Genomic DNA, 16,737 nt, shown 5'->3' with positions numbered 1-16,737 from the left:
CGAACCCGAAGGAGCGGATTTACAGTCCGCCGCGTTTAGCCTCTTCGCTATCTCTCCATATAAATCAACAGGATCTATTATACCATTGATTTACTATGATTGCAAGCCCTTATTTATTCAAATTATAATTTTCTATTAAAATTTCAACGGCTTTTTCAAGTTTTTTGTAAAGAGAATCCACATTTCCATTTTTGATAATGGCAAATTGACCAGACATGTCTGCAATTTCACCAATCGTTTTCTTTCCAATGGACAAAGTGAACCCATCAAAAGTATCTTTTCCGACGGTTACTTTACTATCAACGATTTGAATCTCAATTTTCTTATCTTTTTTACTCATTTCAACCCTCTTTTCACTTTTTCTATTTTACAAAAATTCTCTTGATGACGCAAGAGAAAAGGGAGTGGGTCAGAAAGAATTTAGTTAGAAATTCCTTCTTTATCCCACCCCCGAAAAGGTCATTCGGCACTCTTTTGAGCCTAAAAGCGAATGAAGAGAAACATTAGCTGCTGTGTTCTTTCGTTAAGACTCGTTCTCATTGAAGCTTGGACACTTTTGTCTCAGATGCTTTCGTTTTAATCGACTTTGACAATCCATCCTTCTGGCGCTTCGACATCGCCAAATTGGATACCGGTCAACTCGTCATAGAGTTTCCGTGTGACAGGACCTACCTCTGTTTCAGAATAGAAGACATGGAAGTCATCTCCGTGTTGAACGCCTCCGATTGGAGAGATGACAGCTGCGGTACCACAAGCTCCTGCTTCTACAAAGCGATCCAAATCATTGATAAAGACATCCCCTTCAATTGGTGTCATACCAAGACGGTGTTCTGCCAAATAAAGTAAAGAGTACTTGGTGATCGATGGCAAGATAGAAGGACTCAATGGGGTCACAAATTCGTTATTAGCAGTGATTCCAAAGAAGTTTGCAGAACCAACTTCTTCAATCTTGGTGTGCGTCGCTGGATCGAGATAAATCACGTCAGAGAAGTTACGATCATGCGCAATCTTACCTGGCAACATACTAGCTGCGTAGTTCCCACCAACTTTTGCAGCCCCAGTACCATGTGGTGCAGCACGGTCATACTCATCTTGAATCAAGAAGTTCGTTGGAACCAAACCACCTTTAAAGTAGTTACCGACAGGCATGGCAAAGATAGTAAAGATATACTCATCTGCTGGTTTTACGCCAATAATATCTCCAATACCGATCAAAAGAGGACGAAGGTAAAGGGTAGCTCCTGTACCATACGGTGGAACATACTCTTCATTTGCTTTTACAACTGCCTTACAAGCATCCACAAACATATCCGTTGGAACTTGAGGCATCAACAAACGATCTGCTGTACGTTGCAAACGTTTAGCATTTTCATCTGGACGGAACAATTGGACGCTTCCATCTTTTGTACGGTAGGCTTTCAACCCTTCAAAGGCTTGCTGACCGTAATGCAAACTTGGAGAAGATTCGGACAAATGCAAAGTCGCATCTTCTGTCAATTCCCCTTTTTCCCAAGCTCCATTGCGATAATGTGCCAAATAGCGATAAGGTAATTTCATATATGAAAAGCCAAGGTTTTCCCAATCAAGTGATACTGTCATGATAGTGCTCCTTTTAATTTTTTCTATTCCTTGTCGATCTGATGCAGGTCGATTCAGTTTCTCAATCTATGTACACTATTGTACACCATTTCATGAGAATTTCAAGCGAAATTTTCAATTTTCAGAAAATTTATTTTCAAAGAAAGTCAGTCCTAGAATGGACCGACGCTTTCTCTTATTTGATAGTAGCTGAAAAAACTTCTTGATCCGAAATGGTATCGTTGACAAAGGATCCATTGCTTGTTCTTTCAGAAATGCTTAATTGTGTCAAATCAACTTCTGTCACCTGACCTGTTGTGGAAGTGATCTGAAGGATTTGATCTTGTTCTGCCACTTCTTCTTGGCTCGTAAAGAGATCAAAATCTCCCTGGTCCGTGAAAACTGGACCTGCCTTGAAGACGCGGTGTGGTTTATTTTTCAACTCACGCAAGACCTGTAGTCCCCGTTTGGCCCGACTGGTCACAGGAATATCGTCTTGTAACATCCGTTTGAGACTGCCTCGTTGAGTCAGAATGTACATGCTTGGAGTCGTTGACTTAAAGGCGGCAGCAACTTGATCTCCGTCTTTCAGGTTAATGGCTTTGACCCCTGCTGCTTTGGCTCCTACGACAGGGACCTCCTCAATATTGAAGCGCAACCCATACCCATTTTTGGTAATAATCATGATGTCTTCAAGGACAACTGGCGCAACTGCTACGATACGGTCGTCTTGGTCTTTTAGCTTAGCATACTTAGTCGATTTAGAACGATAAGTCCGCCATGGGCTCAATTCCTTGCGTTCAAAGCGCTTGATTTGTCCTTGTTGAGTTGCCGCAAAGTAGGTTACTCCCTCAAACCGATCCACAATCTCCGCAAAGAGAATTTCTTCCTCTTGCTCAAAATTGGTCAAGGTCTGACTGAGGTGCTCTCCGATATCCTTCCACTTGGTATCTGTCAATTCGTGAATTGGTCGATAAATGGCATTCCCCAAGTTGGTAAAAAGTAAGAGATGCTGAGTGGTCTTAGCAGGCTCTACGAAAATCAACTCGTCATCGTCTCGCTTACCGACTTCTTCCAGTGTTGAGGCATTGAAAGAACGAGGCGAGGTCCGTTTAATGTAACCCGCACGGGTTACACTGACGAAGGTTTCCTCTTCAACAATGAGACTGGCTGTATCAATCTCGATCGTTTTAGCAGTGTCTTGCAATTCACTACGACGCGGATTACCAAAGAGCTTCTTGACTTCACGCAACTCCTTCTTCATGAGGTTGAACATGGTCCGTTCATCCCCAATGATGGCTGCCAAAGTCGCGATTTGCTCCTTGAGACTGGCATGCTCTTCTTCCAAGGTGACGATATCCGTATTGGTCAAGCGGTACAATTGCAAGGTAACAATAGCTTCTGCTTGTTCTTCCGTGAAATCGTAGCTGACCTTGAGGTTTTCTTTAGCATCTGCCTTATTATCAGAAGCACGGATCAAGGCGATGACTTCATCGAGGATAGAAATGACGCGGATCAAGCCCTCTACGATGTGGAGGCGTCGTTCTGCCTTTTCCTTATCAAAGCGCGAGCGAGCGACAATAATATCCCGACGGTGAGCAATGTAGCTAGAGAGAATCGGTACGATCCCCACTTGACGAGGGGTATAATTGTCAATCGCCACCATATTGAAGTTGTAATTGACCTGCAGGTCTGTATACTTGAACAAGTAATTCAAGATCAAGTCTGCATTGGCATCTTTTTTGAGCTCAATGGCAATGCGAAGACCATCTCGGTCAGACTCATCCCGGACTTCCGCAATACCGGCCACCTTGTTGTTAACACGGACATCGTCGATCTTCTTGACCAAAACAGCCTTGTTGATCTCATAAGGGATCTCGGTAACAACGATTTGCTGCTTACCGCCTTTGAGTTGCTCGATCTCTGTTTTAGAGCGGACAACCACCCGGCCCTTACCGGTTTCGTAGGCTTTCTTGATCTCATCCCGTCCTTGGATAATGGCGCCAGTTGGGAAATCAGGTCCAGGTAGAAACTCCATGAGCTTGTCTACCTTGGCAGATGGATGGTCGATCATGTAGACCACAGCATCAATGACTTCAGCAAGATTGTGTGGCGGAATATCAGTCGCGTAACCAGCCGAAATCCCTGTTGCCCCATTGACCAAGAGATTTGGAAAAGCGGCAGGCAAAACCGTTGGCTCTTTTTCTGTATCGTCAAAGTTCCAGGCAAATGGTACTGTGTTCTTTTCGATATCTTGCAAAAGATAACCAGCAATTTCAGATAAACGCGCCTCGGTATAACGCATGGCCGCAGGTGGATCACCGTCCATGGAACCATTGTTTCCGTGCATTTCGACAAGGATCTCGCGGTTCTTCCAGTCTTGAGACATGCGGACCATGGCATCATAGATAGAACTGTCCCCGTGAGGGTGGAAATTCCCCATGATATTACCGACAGACTTGGCAGACTTGCGATAGCCTTTGTCATGGGTATTGCCATCCTTATTCATAGAATAAAGAATCCGCCGTTGAACAGGTTTCAAGCCATCCCGAATATCAGGAAGAGCCCGTTCTTGAATAATGTATTTGGAGTAGCGACCAAAGCGCTCCCCCATGATGTCCTCCAGGGACATATTTTGGATATTAGACATAAGATACAAAGCCCGTAAAATACAAAGTGAAAATAAGAAATTTATCTTTTTCACACAGCACTAAGGGCGTGTTCAACTCCTTTCAAAGAATGTTGAGTAGTCTTTTATATATAGAGGAACTCAGTTACACCAAGTAACCAAAGGATCCTTTTTTTAGTTTAAAATAGATTCATTAATGATTTGAAAGTTTCTCTTTAGCATAAGAAATCATTTTCTCTGCAACTTCCATATCGTAAGCAAATCCCATCTTTTGGGCCAGAAATTGAGCTTCTCGATCGAATCCCTTCATGGTAGAAAATAAAGACTGAGTGATTTTATCGAAACTAGATAAATCAAGTAAAGCTGAGAACTCCTTCTCTTGCTCAGCTGGAAGGTACTGGAAGAGGTACTTGTAGTTCTTTCCGATGTCAACTACTCCCTTATCGCTTGTCACCTGCCAAGCTAAGACCTTGAGGAGTTCTTGCTGACAAATGCCATAGAGGTGATCGGTCGCATAGATAAGCTGATTTCTTCGAATGGCCTTGACAACATAAGCCGATACCCACCAAAATTCATTGCAGGATGCTGCAAATTCCTCTTCAGTAGGAGGAGCGGTCCAGTAGCGCTTGGAATTAGGCTGATAGGCTTCAAATAAGCCTTTGTCGTCCTTTATAACTTCAAAATTTGCTTCGCTGTCCACCCACTCTTGAATGTGCTCCTTGGGACAGAGGGTCAAATCGATACGGTTGCCGTCTTCAAAGAGCGTGAGGTAAAGACGACGGTGTCCAAGGACATTGTGCTGTTCAATCAGCCGTATTCCAAACTGGTCTAGCCAAGATAAATCAGATATCAAGTCCTCCAGATTCTCAACAATATAAACCACATCATAATCTTGAAACTCATCTCTTAGAGAGTGGATATCGGATCGCGAACCGGATAAGGCCACTGCTTCCACTTGCAGGGATTCAGCTATCTGCAAGATCAGGTCCATCATTTCTGTCTCAGTTCTCATCTTCTACTCCTTCACCGCTATGGGATGCTTGGAATTGTTGGTCTTTGTCTAAATAAAGATAAAGAGATGGGAGAAAGAATCCAATCAATATAGCTACTTCTAGCAGTCGCATGCGACCTAAATTAGTCATAAAGTGCTCACTAGGAGTACAAAAAGCAATCCAACTGGCAACTAGATAATAGGAGACAATGCCAATTACTTTCCACACTCTATCCTTATAGACAAGATAGAGACGAATTCCACTATAAAGAAGCGCTATAAGCAACAAGGGATAACAGAAAAATAAGAGAACAGCTCCAACTTCCAAACTTGTCGCAGTATCCTGAAATTTTATTAACCCGTGTTCATATATTGTCAGACATAGCATAATAGGAAAAAAGAGACCAAAAAATGGTTTTTTCCTTTTATCTAATTGCCTTTCAATAAATAAAGCAATAGCCAAAGCAATCAATGGGAGTACAAAACTAAGAGACATACTAATCATAAATAATAAATCATTCATTTCACACCTTCTTACGATTCTGGCTAATGATCAAAAATATGGCTGGCAAATAAGATAGAAAAAGAGACAGGAACATTAACCTTATCATCATGCTTCGGTGTTGCAAAAACTCTTCCGGTATACTAGCCATAACCCGGTAAAAAAGGACCGCACTTACTAGATAAGCGAAGATGATCAGGATGATTTTCCATCCATATTTAGGAAAAATTGAAAATAATCGTATGACGTGATAAAGCAAGGCAATTACCACCAAGGGAACACCTAGGACTATTACCATTAGTTGAACAGCAAAGACTATTAGCATGAAGGGAAGAGCCCTCTCAACAACGTCGAATGAATCAAATTGTACGACACAATAAGTCATGACTGTTAAACAAATTGGATAATACAAGCCATAAAAATTTTTCTTTTTCCAATTCAACCAAAAGGCAATGAAGATGGATAGAAACAAGACAATATACAATTGGTAAAAATGATTGAATGTAGTAATTAAAAAATCCATAATTTTTACTTTCTAGCTGAGTCCTACTGATCTCGGTCGAAATAATAGAGATAAATAGGAGGTAGATAAGAAACCAGAATCATCAAAATAATGACTACAAATATAACCTGATGGAGCTGAAATAGCATTACCACAGACAAGCCCAAAACACCTACAAGTAGAGGACCAAAAATATAGGATAGAAAAATCAATAATGCCTTCCAGATTTTTTTCTGATAGACGAAACGCAATCGAATCAGTGTAAAGATTAAAGATCCAATTATCAAGGGGAATCCATAAAAAAACATGAGTAAGCTTGCCTCTAAAGAACCAGATTCTGTGAGTCTAATATTGGATTCAATTACCTTAAGCATGCAGAGAGTAAACACGACCGGTGCATACAACCCTAATAGTCTAATTCTTCGACGATTCAAGTTGATTGCAAGAAGAATCGGTGACAAAATGACTAATAAAAGAAAACCTAAGTAGAGAGCCATCACTCACACCCTTAAAACGCAGTCGTTTCTTCCAAGGTAAACTTAACATTGTCTTCGATCCATTGACGACGTGGTGCAGCCTTATCACCCATAAGGACGGAAACACGGCGTTCTGCACGCGCTAAATCATCAATGGTGACACGGATCAAGGTACGAGTTTCTGGATTCATGGTGGTTTCCCAAAGCTGATCCGCATTCATTTCCCCCAACCCTTTGTAACGTTGGAGGGTTGCTCCACGGCCAAAGGTCCGACGCAACTCTTCTAATTCGCTATCTGTCCAAGCATAGGCTACTTCTTCTTTTTTTCCTTTGCCTTTCGACATCTTATAAAGAGGAGGAAGTGCAATGTAGACATGACCTGCTTCTACCAAAGGGCGCATATAACGATAGAAGAAAGTTAAGAGGAGGGTTTGAATGTGGGCACCATCCGTATCCGCATCGGTCATGATAATGATCTTATCATAGTTGGCGTCTTCCACAGAGAAATCTGCCCCAACTCCAGCACCGATAGTGTAGATCATGGTGTTGATTTCCTCGTTCTTGAGGATATCACTCATATTGGCCTTCTCAGTATTAAGAACCTTCCCACGAAGTGGAAGAATCGCTTGGAACTTCCGGTCCCGTCCTTGTTTGGCAGAACCGCCAGCAGAGTCTCCTTCGACCAGATAGAGTTCGTTTTTCTTAGGATTTTTAGACTGGGCTGGTGTCAATTTACCAGACAAAAGTCCCTTGTCCTTTTTGCTCTTCTTGCCATTTCGGCTTTCATCCCGCGCTTTACGAGCGGCTTCACGCACATCTCGAGCCTTAATAGCCTTGCGTATCAGATTAGAAGCCAATTCCCCATTTTCCATGAGGAAGAAGGTCAATTTATCCGAAACAATGCTATCAACGACTGGACGAGCTAAGGGACTTCCTAATTTGTCTTTGGTTTGCCCTTCAAACTGCAAATGAGCTTCTGGAACCAGGATAGAGAGAACAGCAGACAAACCTTCACGGTAGTCTGATCCTTCCAGATTCTTGTCTTTTTCTTTGAGGAGTCCTGTCTTTCTTGCATAGTCGTTCATAGCCTTGGTAATGGCTGTCTTCAGACCCGTCTCATGGGTTCCCCCATCTTTAGTGCGGACATTATTAACGAAGGACAAGATGTTATCTGAGTAGCCATCATTGTATTGCATGGCCACTTCTACCTGAAAACCATCCGATTCGCCACTAAAGTAGAGAACAGGTGTCAAAGTTTCCTTATCTTCATTCAAGTACTCTACGAAATCTTGGACACCATTTTCATAGTGAAAGGCCACATGGTTGTCTTCTTCCTTGCGGAGATCAGTCAGCGTCAGCGTCACGTCCTTCAGCAAGAAGGCTGATTCTTTGATTCGCTCAGCAATGGTATTGAATTTGAAATCTGTCGTTGAAAAAATGGTTGGATCTGGCATGAAGGTGACCTTGGTCCCTGTCTTTGACTTGGGAGCGGAACCGATCTTTTCAAGGGTCGTAACTGGTTTTCCCCCATCTTCAAAACGTTGCTTGTAGACAGCTCCATCACGAGTAATTTCTACCTCTAGCCAGCTAGAAAGGGCATTGACGACAGAAGATCCCACTCCGTGAAGACCTCCAGATGTCTTATAGCCTCCTTGACCAAACTTCCCTCCGGCGTGGAGAACCGTAAAGATCACCTCAACGGTTGGTTTACCCATAGCATGCATCCCGGTCGGCATTCCACGTCCCTGGTCTTCTACCGATAGAGAACCATCTTTATTAATCGTTACATCGATTTGTGATCCAAAGCCAGACAAGGCTTCATCGACCGCATTATCTACGATCTCCCAGACCATGTGATGCAAGCCATTTCCGTCGGTCGATCCGATATACATCCCTGGACGTTTTCGGACTGCATCCAACCCTTCTAGTACCTGAATGGCATCGTCATTATAATTATTAATATTGATTTCCTTTTTTGCCACAAGGAACCTCCTGTTTGTTCATCTTTTCTATATTACAGTTTTTTAGGAAATTTTGCAAAATTTTTTCTCTTTATATGGAGATTTCTATATCCCAGTAAAAAATGTTAGCTGAGAACTTTCTTCAGATGTCACACTTGAACTCCAGAAATTGCTTTTTCTATCGATGGCTTTTTGATATAATGAAACTATGATAAAAGAAATAAGTGTTTTAATTTTGGCCTATCTGTTAGGCTCCATTCCTTCGGGATTATGGATTGGGAAAATTTTTTTCCATATTAATTTACGGGAACATGGCTCGGGCAATACTGGAACGACCAATACCTTTCGGATTTTAGGAAAGAAAGCTGGGATCATTGTCTTTGCGATTGATTTCTTAAAAGGAACTTTGGCCGTTCTCCTTCCGACTTTCTTTGGAATTCAGGGGATCTCGCCGATGGTCTTTGGTCTCTTAGCCGTTTTGGGGCACACTTTCCCAATTTTTGCTGGATTCAAGGGTGGAAAAGCAGTGGCGACGAGTGCTGGTGTCTTACTTGGTTTCTCGCCTATCCTGCTACTCATTTTAGCTGTTTATTTTGTAGCCAGCCTGTATTTAACCAGTATGATCTCATTTTCGAGTGTTACCGTTGCGTTACTCGCCATTCTTTCAGTCCTCCTTCTCCCTTTGACTGGATGGATCTTGCACAGCTATGATCCGCTTTTTACAGTCATTGTTTTGGCCTTAGCGACCTTGATCATTCTTCGACATAAGGACAATATCCAACGGATCAAGGAGAAAAAAGAAAATCTTATCCCTTGGGGAAAAAACATCACCCATCAACAACCAAAAAACTAGAGTATGCGCTCTAGTTTTTTTTGGTTGGATCCCCCTTATACTTTTGAACAGATCCTCATTATAATGCATCGACTAGGTCCATCAGTATTTCCATAGGTGTTTTTTTCCTACGACCATTAACCGTTTCGATAAGATGATAAACTTTTAAACGATTGTCGTTACTGAAGACAAACTCAAAGCGGAATTCGCGTCCGTTGGGTGCTACTGTATCAAATATCGTTTTATATTTATCATGAACGGGGCTAACTGGAAATTTATTGAAGAGTAAGCGACGCTTATCTCCTGCTTCTTTTAGACAGTTTTCTAGCTCCTGACAATAGTTATAAAACAACTGATAGAGGTCTTCTTCTGAAATTCTTCTTCTCCGAACTAATGATGTAAAATCCGAAAAATTTCTGCGCGGGATGTCAATACTAAATGAAAATCCCTCCTGATTGATTCTTTCTAAAAATGCATCTCTTGAAATCATAGAACTACTCTTTCTTTTATCAATCTTTAGCGAACCCTTATTGTTTCTACACACAGTCAATCCATTATGTAATCAAGCAGGTCCATCAGGGTGAGTTTCTTGCGACCATTGACGGTCTCAAAGAGATTATAAACTCTTAGTTCTTGGTTCTTTTTAAAAGCAAACTCAAAGCGAAACTCCCGACCATTGCATGCGACTATATAAAATCCGGTCTGATACTTTCTCTTATCGGCTACTGCCTGCATTTGCCGGTCTTCTACCTCTCTACAAAGTAAAAGAAAGATCTGATAGACTTGCTCCTCAGAGAGCCTTTTTCTCCAAACTAATGACTTGAAGTTATTGTACGTCCACCATGGGATTTGGATGTTGAAGGAAAAACCTTCCTGATTGGCTTTATCGATAAATGCTTTTCTGGAGACCATACCACTTCCCCTTTTATTGGAACATTGTTTGACTCTATTATACCATCTTTTATCCTTTCACAAAAAAAGCATCCCAAATGGAATGCTTTTTCTGTTTCTTAATAGTATTCCCCTTGGCGGTAGTTCCAAGAGTTGAAATGATCAGATAAGTGCATCATGATCTTATCGATATCCAATCCTTTACGGATCACAACTGGACAAGTATTGACAGAACGGCTACCTGCTCCTTGTTCTGGAATGAGTTTCCCTTCCGCATCAACCATAGAGACCATCACGCCTTGTTCATAGCGAGTTTCAATGGTCTTGTCTGGTTGGATAGAAGCTACATAATCATCGGCTTCGATGACCAAGTCCACGGCACCTTCGATACGCTCACCGATTCCTTCGACCTTCCCGCGGTTTCCTTTACCGGAAGGGTTGGCAGAAGAAGCGTAAACCATCTTGCCTTCTTTTTCCCACATTTCTTTGGCGATTTGCTCACCAGCTTTACCAAATTTGATGACAAAACATGAAGTTCCACGAACGTCTGTCATGAGTTCTTCACGTCCATCTCCAAAGGCTTGTAATTTTGCATAGGCATCTTCACGCCAAGGAAGGATACAACCAAGCAAGATATCTTCATCCCAATGTTTTTGGTAGAAGGCTTCGATTTCAGGATTCAATTGCGCAAGGGCACGGAGTTCATCCATGCTTCCGCAAAGAACCACACCTGGTTTGTTACGGTTTCGTTCTTTGGCTTCGAACTTCCGTTCCAAGCCAGCCTTGTCACTGGTCATGATGATGTAGCCGACTTTTGTAGGGCAGACGATACAGCCTCCCTCACCTTTCAAAATGTCAAATCCTTCTTGTGAAAGCGTTCCGTCCCATTGAATGTGTTTTGTCATAAGTCTCTTTCCTTTTCTATTTTTTAGTATTGTATCAAAAAATAGTCTCAAATTCAATATATTTTCTGAAAATTCTTAATTAACTATACAATTTTATTGCCAGTAAGCAGGCCGATTTTTCTCATAAGCTGCGATCAAGTCTTCATATTGAAGTGTAATGCCAATGTCATCTAAACCATTGAGTAATTTGTGCTTCCAATCTTGATCGATCTCAAAGCGAAATTCTCCAACAGGTGAAATAATCTTCTGCTCTTCCAAATTCACCGTGACTGGATCTGTCGGCTTCAAGCTCGCCAGTTTTTGACGAACCTCTAGTGGTTGGACAATCGGCAGCATGCCATTATTGAGCTCATTATTGTAATGGATATCTCCGAAGGATCCGGCGATAACGACTTTAAAGCCATAGTCAGCTAAAGCCCAAGCTGCGTGCTCTCGAGAGGAGCCAGCCCCAAAATTGTCACCAGTGATCAAAATGGTCGCCTTGCGGTATTCTGGCTTGTTAAAGATAAAATCTGGATCCTCTGTATACTGGTCATCCAAATAGCGCCAAGCATACATGAGGTATTTCCCAAAGCCTTTTTTATCAATCAACTTTAAGAATTGCTTGGGGAGGATTTGGTCGGTATCAATATTATCGTTCATCAAAGGAACTGTTGTTCCTGTATAAATGGTGAATTTCTCCATGATTCCTCCTTTACTTGACTTCAAGCATTTGGCGCACATCGACAAAGCGACCGGCTATTGCTGCTGCAGCGGCCATAGCAGGGCTACAGAGATGGGTCTTGGCCCCAAAACCTTGGCGGTCTTCAAAATTTCGATTGCTAGTAGAGGCACAATGGACCCCATCTGGAACCTTGTCTGGATTCATTCCTAGACACATAGAGCAGCCTGGATCACGCCATTCAAAGCCCGCATCCATAAAGATCTTGTCCAAGCCCAACTTTTCAGCAGCTTGCTTAACCGGACGAGAACCAGGTACGACAATGGCTGTTAAGTTGGGTGCGATCTTTTTGCCTTTCACAAACTTGGCCGCCAACTCTAAATCGCTGAGACGCGCGTTGGTACAAGATCCGATAAAGACATAGCCTAATTCAATGTCTGCTGGTTTTTGGCCAGGTTCTAGATCCATATAATGATAGGCACGCTCATCGTTCATGTCCCGAATCTCTGGAAAAGAAGTTTCAAAGTCCACTCCCATAGAAGGGTTGGTTCCCCAAGTCACCATCGGAGCAAGATCAGATACATCCATTCGGATGACCTTATCATAAACAGCATCGTCATCACTAACCAGAGTCTTCCAATCAGCTACTGCGGCCTCAAAATCATCTGGCACACATTCGCGTCCCCGGAGGTAGTCAAAGGTCGTCTCATCTGGATTCATGATCCCCATTTTGGACCCAAACTCGATAGACATGTTACAGATGGTCATGCGTTCTTCCATGGTCAAGCGATCAATCGCTTCTCCTCGATACTCTACGACATAGCCAACTCCGCAAGCAACACCGTAGAGCGCTATCAAAGCTAGGATGTAATCCTTTGAATAGATCCCTTTTTGTGGGGTTCCGGTGAATTCGACCAACATTTTCTTTGGTTTGACTTGCCAGATGGTTTGGGTAGCAAAGACATGCTCCACTTCACTGGTTCCAATCCCAAAGGCAATGGCACCAAAGGCTCCGTGAGTTGCGGTATGGCTGTCTCCACAGACAATAAATTTTCCAGGCTGGGTCCGACCGGTTTCAGGGCCCACCATATGAACGATTCCTTGCTTAGCAGAACCATGAGCAGCATGATCAATCCCAAAGTCCACCACATTCTCAGCTAATTTATCAATCTGGGCTTTTGAAATCACATCTCGAATATCAAAAATATTGACCGTTGGAACATTGTGATCAAAGGTTCCAAAGGTTAAATCAGGTCGTCGAACCTTGCGTCCTGCATCCCGTAATCCTTGAAAGGCTTGCGGACTCGTCACTTCGTGGATGTAGTGTTGGTCCACATACATGAGTTGGGGTTGTCCTTCCACTCCTGTAATCACGTGGCGGTCCCAAAGTTTATCAAAGATAGATTTTCCACTCATTGTCTTTCTCCATTTATCTTGTTATTAGGAAATCCATTGAAGGATTAGAAAGAGGACACCTGCTAAAAGAAGGCTACTGCCCCACCAGGTGGCTTGAAAATACCATTTCCGCACCTTGTGGTGAAAGAGATATCCACCTAGTAGAGCTCCGAATCCACCAAGCAGCCAGCTCTCAAGTAACAGGACCTTTTCAGGAATCCGCCACCTCTTTTGGATAGCTTTTCGTTTATCTAAACCATAGGTCAGAAATACGATACTATTCCAAATAGCAATAAGAACTAAACAGCGATCTCTCCATGTCATCTTAGAGATTCCCAATAATGGCTGCAGTCATCTCTGCAGTAGAAGCCTGACCACCTAGATCCCGTGTCAAGATTCCTTGATTCAAGGTTTGATTGACAGCTTCTTCGATCATTTCTGCACCTGCTGTTTCTCCAAAACTGTCTCGGAGCATCATAGCAACGGACAGGATCATGGAAATCGGATTGGCAATGCCTTGACCAGCAATATCAGGTGCTGAACCATGAATCGGTTCGTACATACTTGGTCCTTGGTCAGAATGACTAGCAGATGGCATCACGCCTAGTGTTCCTGGAAGGACGCTCGATTCATCAGATAAGATATCTCCGAATAGATTCTCTGTCACTACAACATCAAAGCGGGCTGGATTGGTAATCATGATCATGGCCGCACTATCGACAAGCTGGTGCTCTAAGGTCACATCTGGAAATTCTTTAGCCACTTCTTCTGCCACTTGGCGCCACAATTTAGAAGTTGCAAGGACATTTTGCTTATCGATACTGGTCACTTTCTTACCACGTCCTTGCGCGATCTTGAAGGCTTGGCGCATAATCCGACGGATTTCTTCTGCACTGTAATCATTGATATCACGCGCTGTATCTTCTTTCAAGATATGCTCTCCAAAGTAAATCCCACCTGTCAATTCACGCACGACCACAAAGTCAACACCCTCGATACGCTCTGGCTTCAAAGGAGACAAGTGTTTCAAGGCGTCAAAAATCCGTACAGGACGAATATTGGCAAAGAGATTTAATTCCTTACGAATAGCAAGCAAGCCTTGTTCTGGACGAACAGGAGCATTGTCATACTCAGGACTCCCGATGGCTGCGAGAAGAATAGCATCCGCTCCTTTAGCTGCTTTTAGAGTATCTTGGGGAAGTGGGTGGCCAGCAGCATCAATCCCAGCACCCCCAAAAGGTTTGTCTTCTAGACTATAATCAAAGCCGATTTTGGGAGCGACGGCTGCGAGGACCTCTAGTCCAGCTGCCATGATCTCAGGGCCAATCCCATCTCCTGCAAGTGTTACAATTTTCTTTGTCATGTTCAGTTCCTCTTAGGCTTGTGGAAGATCACGGTAGGAGACAGCTCGTCCCATCTCACCCGCATTCTCTTTTTGAACCAGCGTGTTAGCATTGATATAAGCGATGGCAGAGGCTTTCAATACGTCGAAGTCCAAACCAGAGGCATTGAAAATCGTATCTGTATCGACATTTTCCACGGATACCAAGACACGGGCTTGGGCATCGATCCCATCTGTCACTGCATCGATATTATAAGATGTCAAGCGAACAGTTTGGTTGAAGAATTTATCAATCGCATTAAAGATCGCTTCAACCGACCCTTGACCATTGGCAAGGAATTCAAGCACTTCCCCTTCTTCATTGCTGAGGCTAACCGCTGCTGTAATCGTTTCGTCTGCATTGGTTGTCAAGCGGAGATCGTTAAATTGGAATCCTTCTGGATTTTCCACTGCTGTACCGGCAACAAGGGCGCGGATATCGGCATCGGTGATCTCGTGTTTCTTGTCTGCCAGAGATTTGAACTTAGCAAACAATGGCTTGATGTCTTCTTCTGTAAATTCCAGTCCTAACTCATGCAGTTTTTCGACAAAGGCATGGCGACCAGACAATTTTCCAAGAGGGAGACTATTGCTCTTAACACCCACCAACTCAGGCGTAATGATTTCATAGGTAAGGGGATTTTTAAGGACCCCATCTTGGTGAATCCCAGACTCGTGTGAGAAGGCATTGCCACCAACAACCGCCTTGTTTTTAGGAATTGGAATCCCAGAGTAACGAGAAACCAACTCAGAGGTGTTGATGGTTTCATTAAGGACAATCGGACTCTCCACTTGGAAATAGTCTTCGCGAATATTGAGAGCAACCGCTACTTCTTCAAGTGCCGCATTGCCGGCCCGCTCCCCGATTCCATTAATGGTTCCTTCGACACGACGGGCACCATTTTTAACAGCAGCGAGGCTATTCGCCACGGCCATACCTAGGTCATCATGGCAATGAGGGGAATAGATAATCTCGCGGTCTGTCTTGACATGGTCAATCAAGTATTTGAAAATGGCACCGTACTCTGCTGGTGTCGTAAAACCGACTGTATCAGGAATGTTGATATAGCTGGCACCAGCATCGACTGCAGTCTGTACGACTTGCAAGAGGAAATCCAATTCCGTCCGGGTCGCATCTTCGGGAGAGAATTCCACAATCTCAAATTTTGAGCGAGCGTAAGAAACGTGCTCTTTGATCGTTTCAAGGATTTCTTCCTTTGTCTTGTTGAGTTTAAACTCCCGGTGAATCGGACTGGTTGCGATAAAGACGTGAATTTGTGGATACTTAGCATCCTTCAAGGCTTCATAACAAGCATCAATATCTGATTTGACAGAACGGGCCAAACCTGTCACGGCTGTCTTGGTCAAGACCTTGGCAATCTCTTGAACAGCTGTGAAGGAATCAGGACTAGCTGCAGGAAAACCTGCTTCAATAGCAGAAATGCCCCACTTTTCCAATTGTTTAGCAATGGCAATCTTATCTTTGATAGAGAAATTAACTCCTGGAGTCTGTTCGCCATCCCGAAGGCTGGTATCTAAAAATTCAACTTTACGCATAGGGTCTCCTCATTTCTATGTAGTGGATATAAAGAAAAACATCTCACTCGGTTAACCAAGCGAGATGTTTTTGCCCGCTTGGTAAGCCAAACAGGACTAATGCTTCTGCACTAGCCCTTATACCTCAACAACAAAGCAAATTGAATAAACTTAGCTGTTTTCATGTTTGACTTTCTCCTTTGTTCAATGTCTTGTTTAGTATTTTAGCATAGGGAAAAAGCAATGTCAAGAATTTTCTACAATATTCTGAATTTTTTGAATAGAAACAAAATAGAGTTTTCAATTCTAATTAGACTATAGACAGCCTGTTTTTACATAAGAAAACCGAGATGCTCTTAAAAAATTATAATGATATAAACAATTAGGATCATTTAAACACATCATATAATGAAACTTTCCGCCGTGAGAAAAGTGCTAGAAACACGGTTGTTTCTAGCACTCGGAATTATTGAGACCTTAGGCTCAATAATTAGTCA

Annotated in this window: 15 protein-coding genes; 1 reads left to right on the top strand and 14 read right to left on the bottom strand. The window is 42.8% G+C overall.

Annotated features, from left to right (window positions below):
* Positions 1–109: 109 nt before the first annotated feature.
* From ADG03_RS02460 to parE, 6 genes are all read right to left on the bottom strand, one after another.
* Positions 110–340, bottom strand: coding sequence for a DUF2969 domain-containing protein (locus ADG03_RS02460; RefSeq protein WP_049473022.1), 231 nt, complete (start codon positions 338–340; stop codon positions 110–112).
* A 236-nt stretch (positions 341–576) separates the two neighbouring features.
* Positions 577–1,599: a branched-chain amino acid aminotransferase gene (locus ADG03_RS02455; RefSeq protein WP_049473023.1), complete on the bottom strand. Its 1,023-nt coding sequence runs from the start codon at positions 1,597–1,599 to the stop codon at positions 577–579.
* Positions 1,600–1,774: 175 nt separating this feature from the next.
* Positions 1,775–4,228, bottom strand: coding sequence for a DNA topoisomerase IV subunit A (gene parC, locus ADG03_RS02450; RefSeq protein ID WP_049473024.1), 2,454 nt, complete (start codon positions 4,226–4,228; stop codon positions 1,775–1,777).
* Between the two features lie 172 nt (positions 4,229–4,400).
* Complete coding sequence (locus ADG03_RS02445) at positions 4,401–5,219, bottom strand: aminoglycoside 6-adenylyltransferase (protein WP_049473025.1); 819 nt, start codon at positions 5,217–5,219, stop codon at positions 4,401–4,403.
* Entirely contained in the window at positions 5,209–5,721 is a 513-nt protein-coding gene (locus ADG03_RS02440; protein WP_049473026.1) for a hypothetical protein, read from the bottom strand. The genes ADG03_RS02445 and ADG03_RS02440 overlap by 11 nt, the downstream gene beginning before the upstream one ends.
* Positions 5,722–6,710: 989 nt before the next feature.
* Positions 6,711–8,660, bottom strand: a complete 1,950-nt coding sequence (gene parE, locus ADG03_RS02425) for a DNA topoisomerase IV subunit B (RefSeq protein ID WP_049473028.1) — start codon at positions 8,658–8,660, stop codon at positions 6,711–6,713.
* A gap of 187 nt (positions 8,661–8,847) precedes the next feature.
* On the opposite strand from parE, the gene plsY reads away from it, so the two are divergent.
* On the top strand, positions 8,848–9,492 hold the full coding sequence (plsY, locus tag ADG03_RS02420) for a glycerol-3-phosphate 1-O-acyltransferase PlsY (RefSeq protein ID WP_049473029.1): 645 nt from the start codon (positions 8,848–8,850) through the stop codon (positions 9,490–9,492).
* A 58-nt stretch (positions 9,493–9,550) separates the two neighbouring features.
* Here the strand turns inward: plsY and ADG03_RS02415 are convergent, their stop codons facing one another.
* The 8 genes from ADG03_RS02415 to ADG03_RS02380 all read right to left on the bottom strand — a co-directional run bounded on the left by ADG03_RS02415 (position 9,551) and on the right by ADG03_RS02380 (position 16,261).
* Positions 9,551–9,961: a hypothetical protein gene (locus tag ADG03_RS02415; RefSeq protein ID WP_049473031.1), complete on the bottom strand. Its 411-nt coding sequence runs from the start codon at positions 9,959–9,961 to the stop codon at positions 9,551–9,553.
* A 56-nt stretch (positions 9,962–10,017) separates the two neighbouring features.
* Positions 10,018–10,383 (bottom strand): hypothetical protein, encoded by a 366-nt coding sequence (locus tag ADG03_RS02410; RefSeq protein WP_049473033.1) that lies wholly within the window; start codon positions 10,381–10,383, stop codon positions 10,018–10,020.
* 98 nt (positions 10,384–10,481) lie between these two features.
* The gene (locus tag ADG03_RS02405) at positions 10,482–11,267 is read right to left on the bottom strand and encodes an L-threonylcarbamoyladenylate synthase (RefSeq protein WP_006596430.1); all 786 of its coding nucleotides are present in this window, start codon (positions 11,265–11,267) and stop codon (positions 10,482–10,484) included.
* A 93-nt stretch (positions 11,268–11,360) separates the two neighbouring features.
* On the bottom strand, positions 11,361–11,951 hold the full coding sequence (leuD, locus tag ADG03_RS02400) for a 3-isopropylmalate dehydratase small subunit (protein WP_049473035.1): 591 nt from the start codon (positions 11,949–11,951) through the stop codon (positions 11,361–11,363).
* 10 nt (positions 11,952–11,961) lie between these two features.
* Entirely contained in the window at positions 11,962–13,344 is a 1,383-nt protein-coding gene (gene leuC, locus ADG03_RS02395) for a 3-isopropylmalate dehydratase large subunit (RefSeq protein ID WP_049473037.1), read from the bottom strand.
* Positions 13,345–13,368: 24 nt separating this feature from the next.
* Complete coding sequence (locus tag ADG03_RS02390) at positions 13,369–13,647, bottom strand: DUF1294 domain-containing protein (protein WP_049473038.1); 279 nt, start codon at positions 13,645–13,647, stop codon at positions 13,369–13,371.
* A gap of 1 nt (position 13,648) precedes the next feature.
* Positions 13,649–14,686, bottom strand: coding sequence for a 3-isopropylmalate dehydrogenase (leuB, locus tag ADG03_RS02385; protein ID WP_049473039.1), 1,038 nt, complete (start codon positions 14,684–14,686; stop codon positions 13,649–13,651).
* Positions 14,687–14,698: 12 nt separating this feature from the next.
* The gene (locus tag ADG03_RS02380) at positions 14,699–16,261 is read right to left on the bottom strand and encodes a 2-isopropylmalate synthase (protein ID WP_049473040.1); all 1,563 of its coding nucleotides are present in this window, start codon (positions 16,259–16,261) and stop codon (positions 14,699–14,701) included.
* Positions 16,262–16,737 lie beyond the last annotated feature (476 nt).

This window comes from Streptococcus parasanguinis (assembly GCF_001069785.1).
GTDB lineage: Bacteria > Bacillota > Bacilli > Lactobacillales > Streptococcaceae > Streptococcus > Streptococcus parasanguinis_T.
This window is presented reverse-complemented; position numbering and strand designations above follow the sequence as displayed.

Bases quoted from the DNA above. Each gene is read 5' to 3' on its own strand.
- leuD (WP_049473035.1), bottom strand. From the start codon at position 11,951: ATGGAGAAATTCACCATTTATACAGGAACAACAGTTCCTTTGATGAAC.
- leuB (WP_049473039.1), bottom strand. From the start codon at position 14,686: ATGACAAAGAAAATTGTAACACTTGCAGGAGATGGGATTGGCCCTGAG.
- ADG03_RS02410 (WP_049473033.1), bottom strand. From the start codon at position 10,383: ATGGTCTCCAGAAAAGCATTTATCGATAAAGCCAATCAGGAAGGTTTT.
- ADG03_RS02405 (WP_006596430.1), bottom strand. From the start codon at position 11,267: ATGACAAAACACATTCAATGGGACGGAACGCTTTCACAAGAAGGATTT.
- ADG03_RS02415 (WP_049473031.1), bottom strand. From the start codon at position 9,961: ATGATTTCAAGAGATGCATTTTTAGAAAGAATCAATCAGGAGGGATTT.
- ADG03_RS02380 (WP_049473040.1), bottom strand. From the start codon at position 16,261: ATGCGTAAAGTTGAATTTTTAGATACCAGCCTTCGGGATGGCGAACAG.
- ADG03_RS02390 (WP_049473038.1), bottom strand. From the start codon at position 13,647: ATGACATGGAGAGATCGCTGTTTAGTTCTTATTGCTATTTGGAATAGT.
- plsY (WP_049473029.1), top strand. From the start codon at position 8,848: ATGATAAAAGAAATAAGTGTTTTAATTTTGGCCTATCTGTTAGGCTCC.
- ADG03_RS02445 (WP_049473025.1), bottom strand. From the start codon at position 5,219: ATGAGAACTGAGACAGAAATGATGGACCTGATCTTGCAGATAGCTGAA.
- ADG03_RS02440 (WP_049473026.1), bottom strand. From the start codon at position 5,721: ATGAATGATTTATTATTTATGATTAGTATGTCTCTTAGTTTTGTACTC.
- ADG03_RS02455 (WP_049473023.1), bottom strand. From the start codon at position 1,599: ATGACAGTATCACTTGATTGGGAAAACCTTGGCTTTTCATATATGAAA.
- leuC (WP_049473037.1), bottom strand. From the start codon at position 13,344: ATGAGTGGAAAATCTATCTTTGATAAACTTTGGGACCGCCACGTGATT.
- parC (WP_049473024.1), bottom strand. From the start codon at position 4,228: ATGTCTAATATCCAAAATATGTCCCTGGAGGACATCATGGGGGAGCGC.
- ADG03_RS02460 (WP_049473022.1), bottom strand. From the start codon at position 340: ATGAGTAAAAAAGATAAGAAAATTGAGATTCAAATCGTTGATAGTAAA.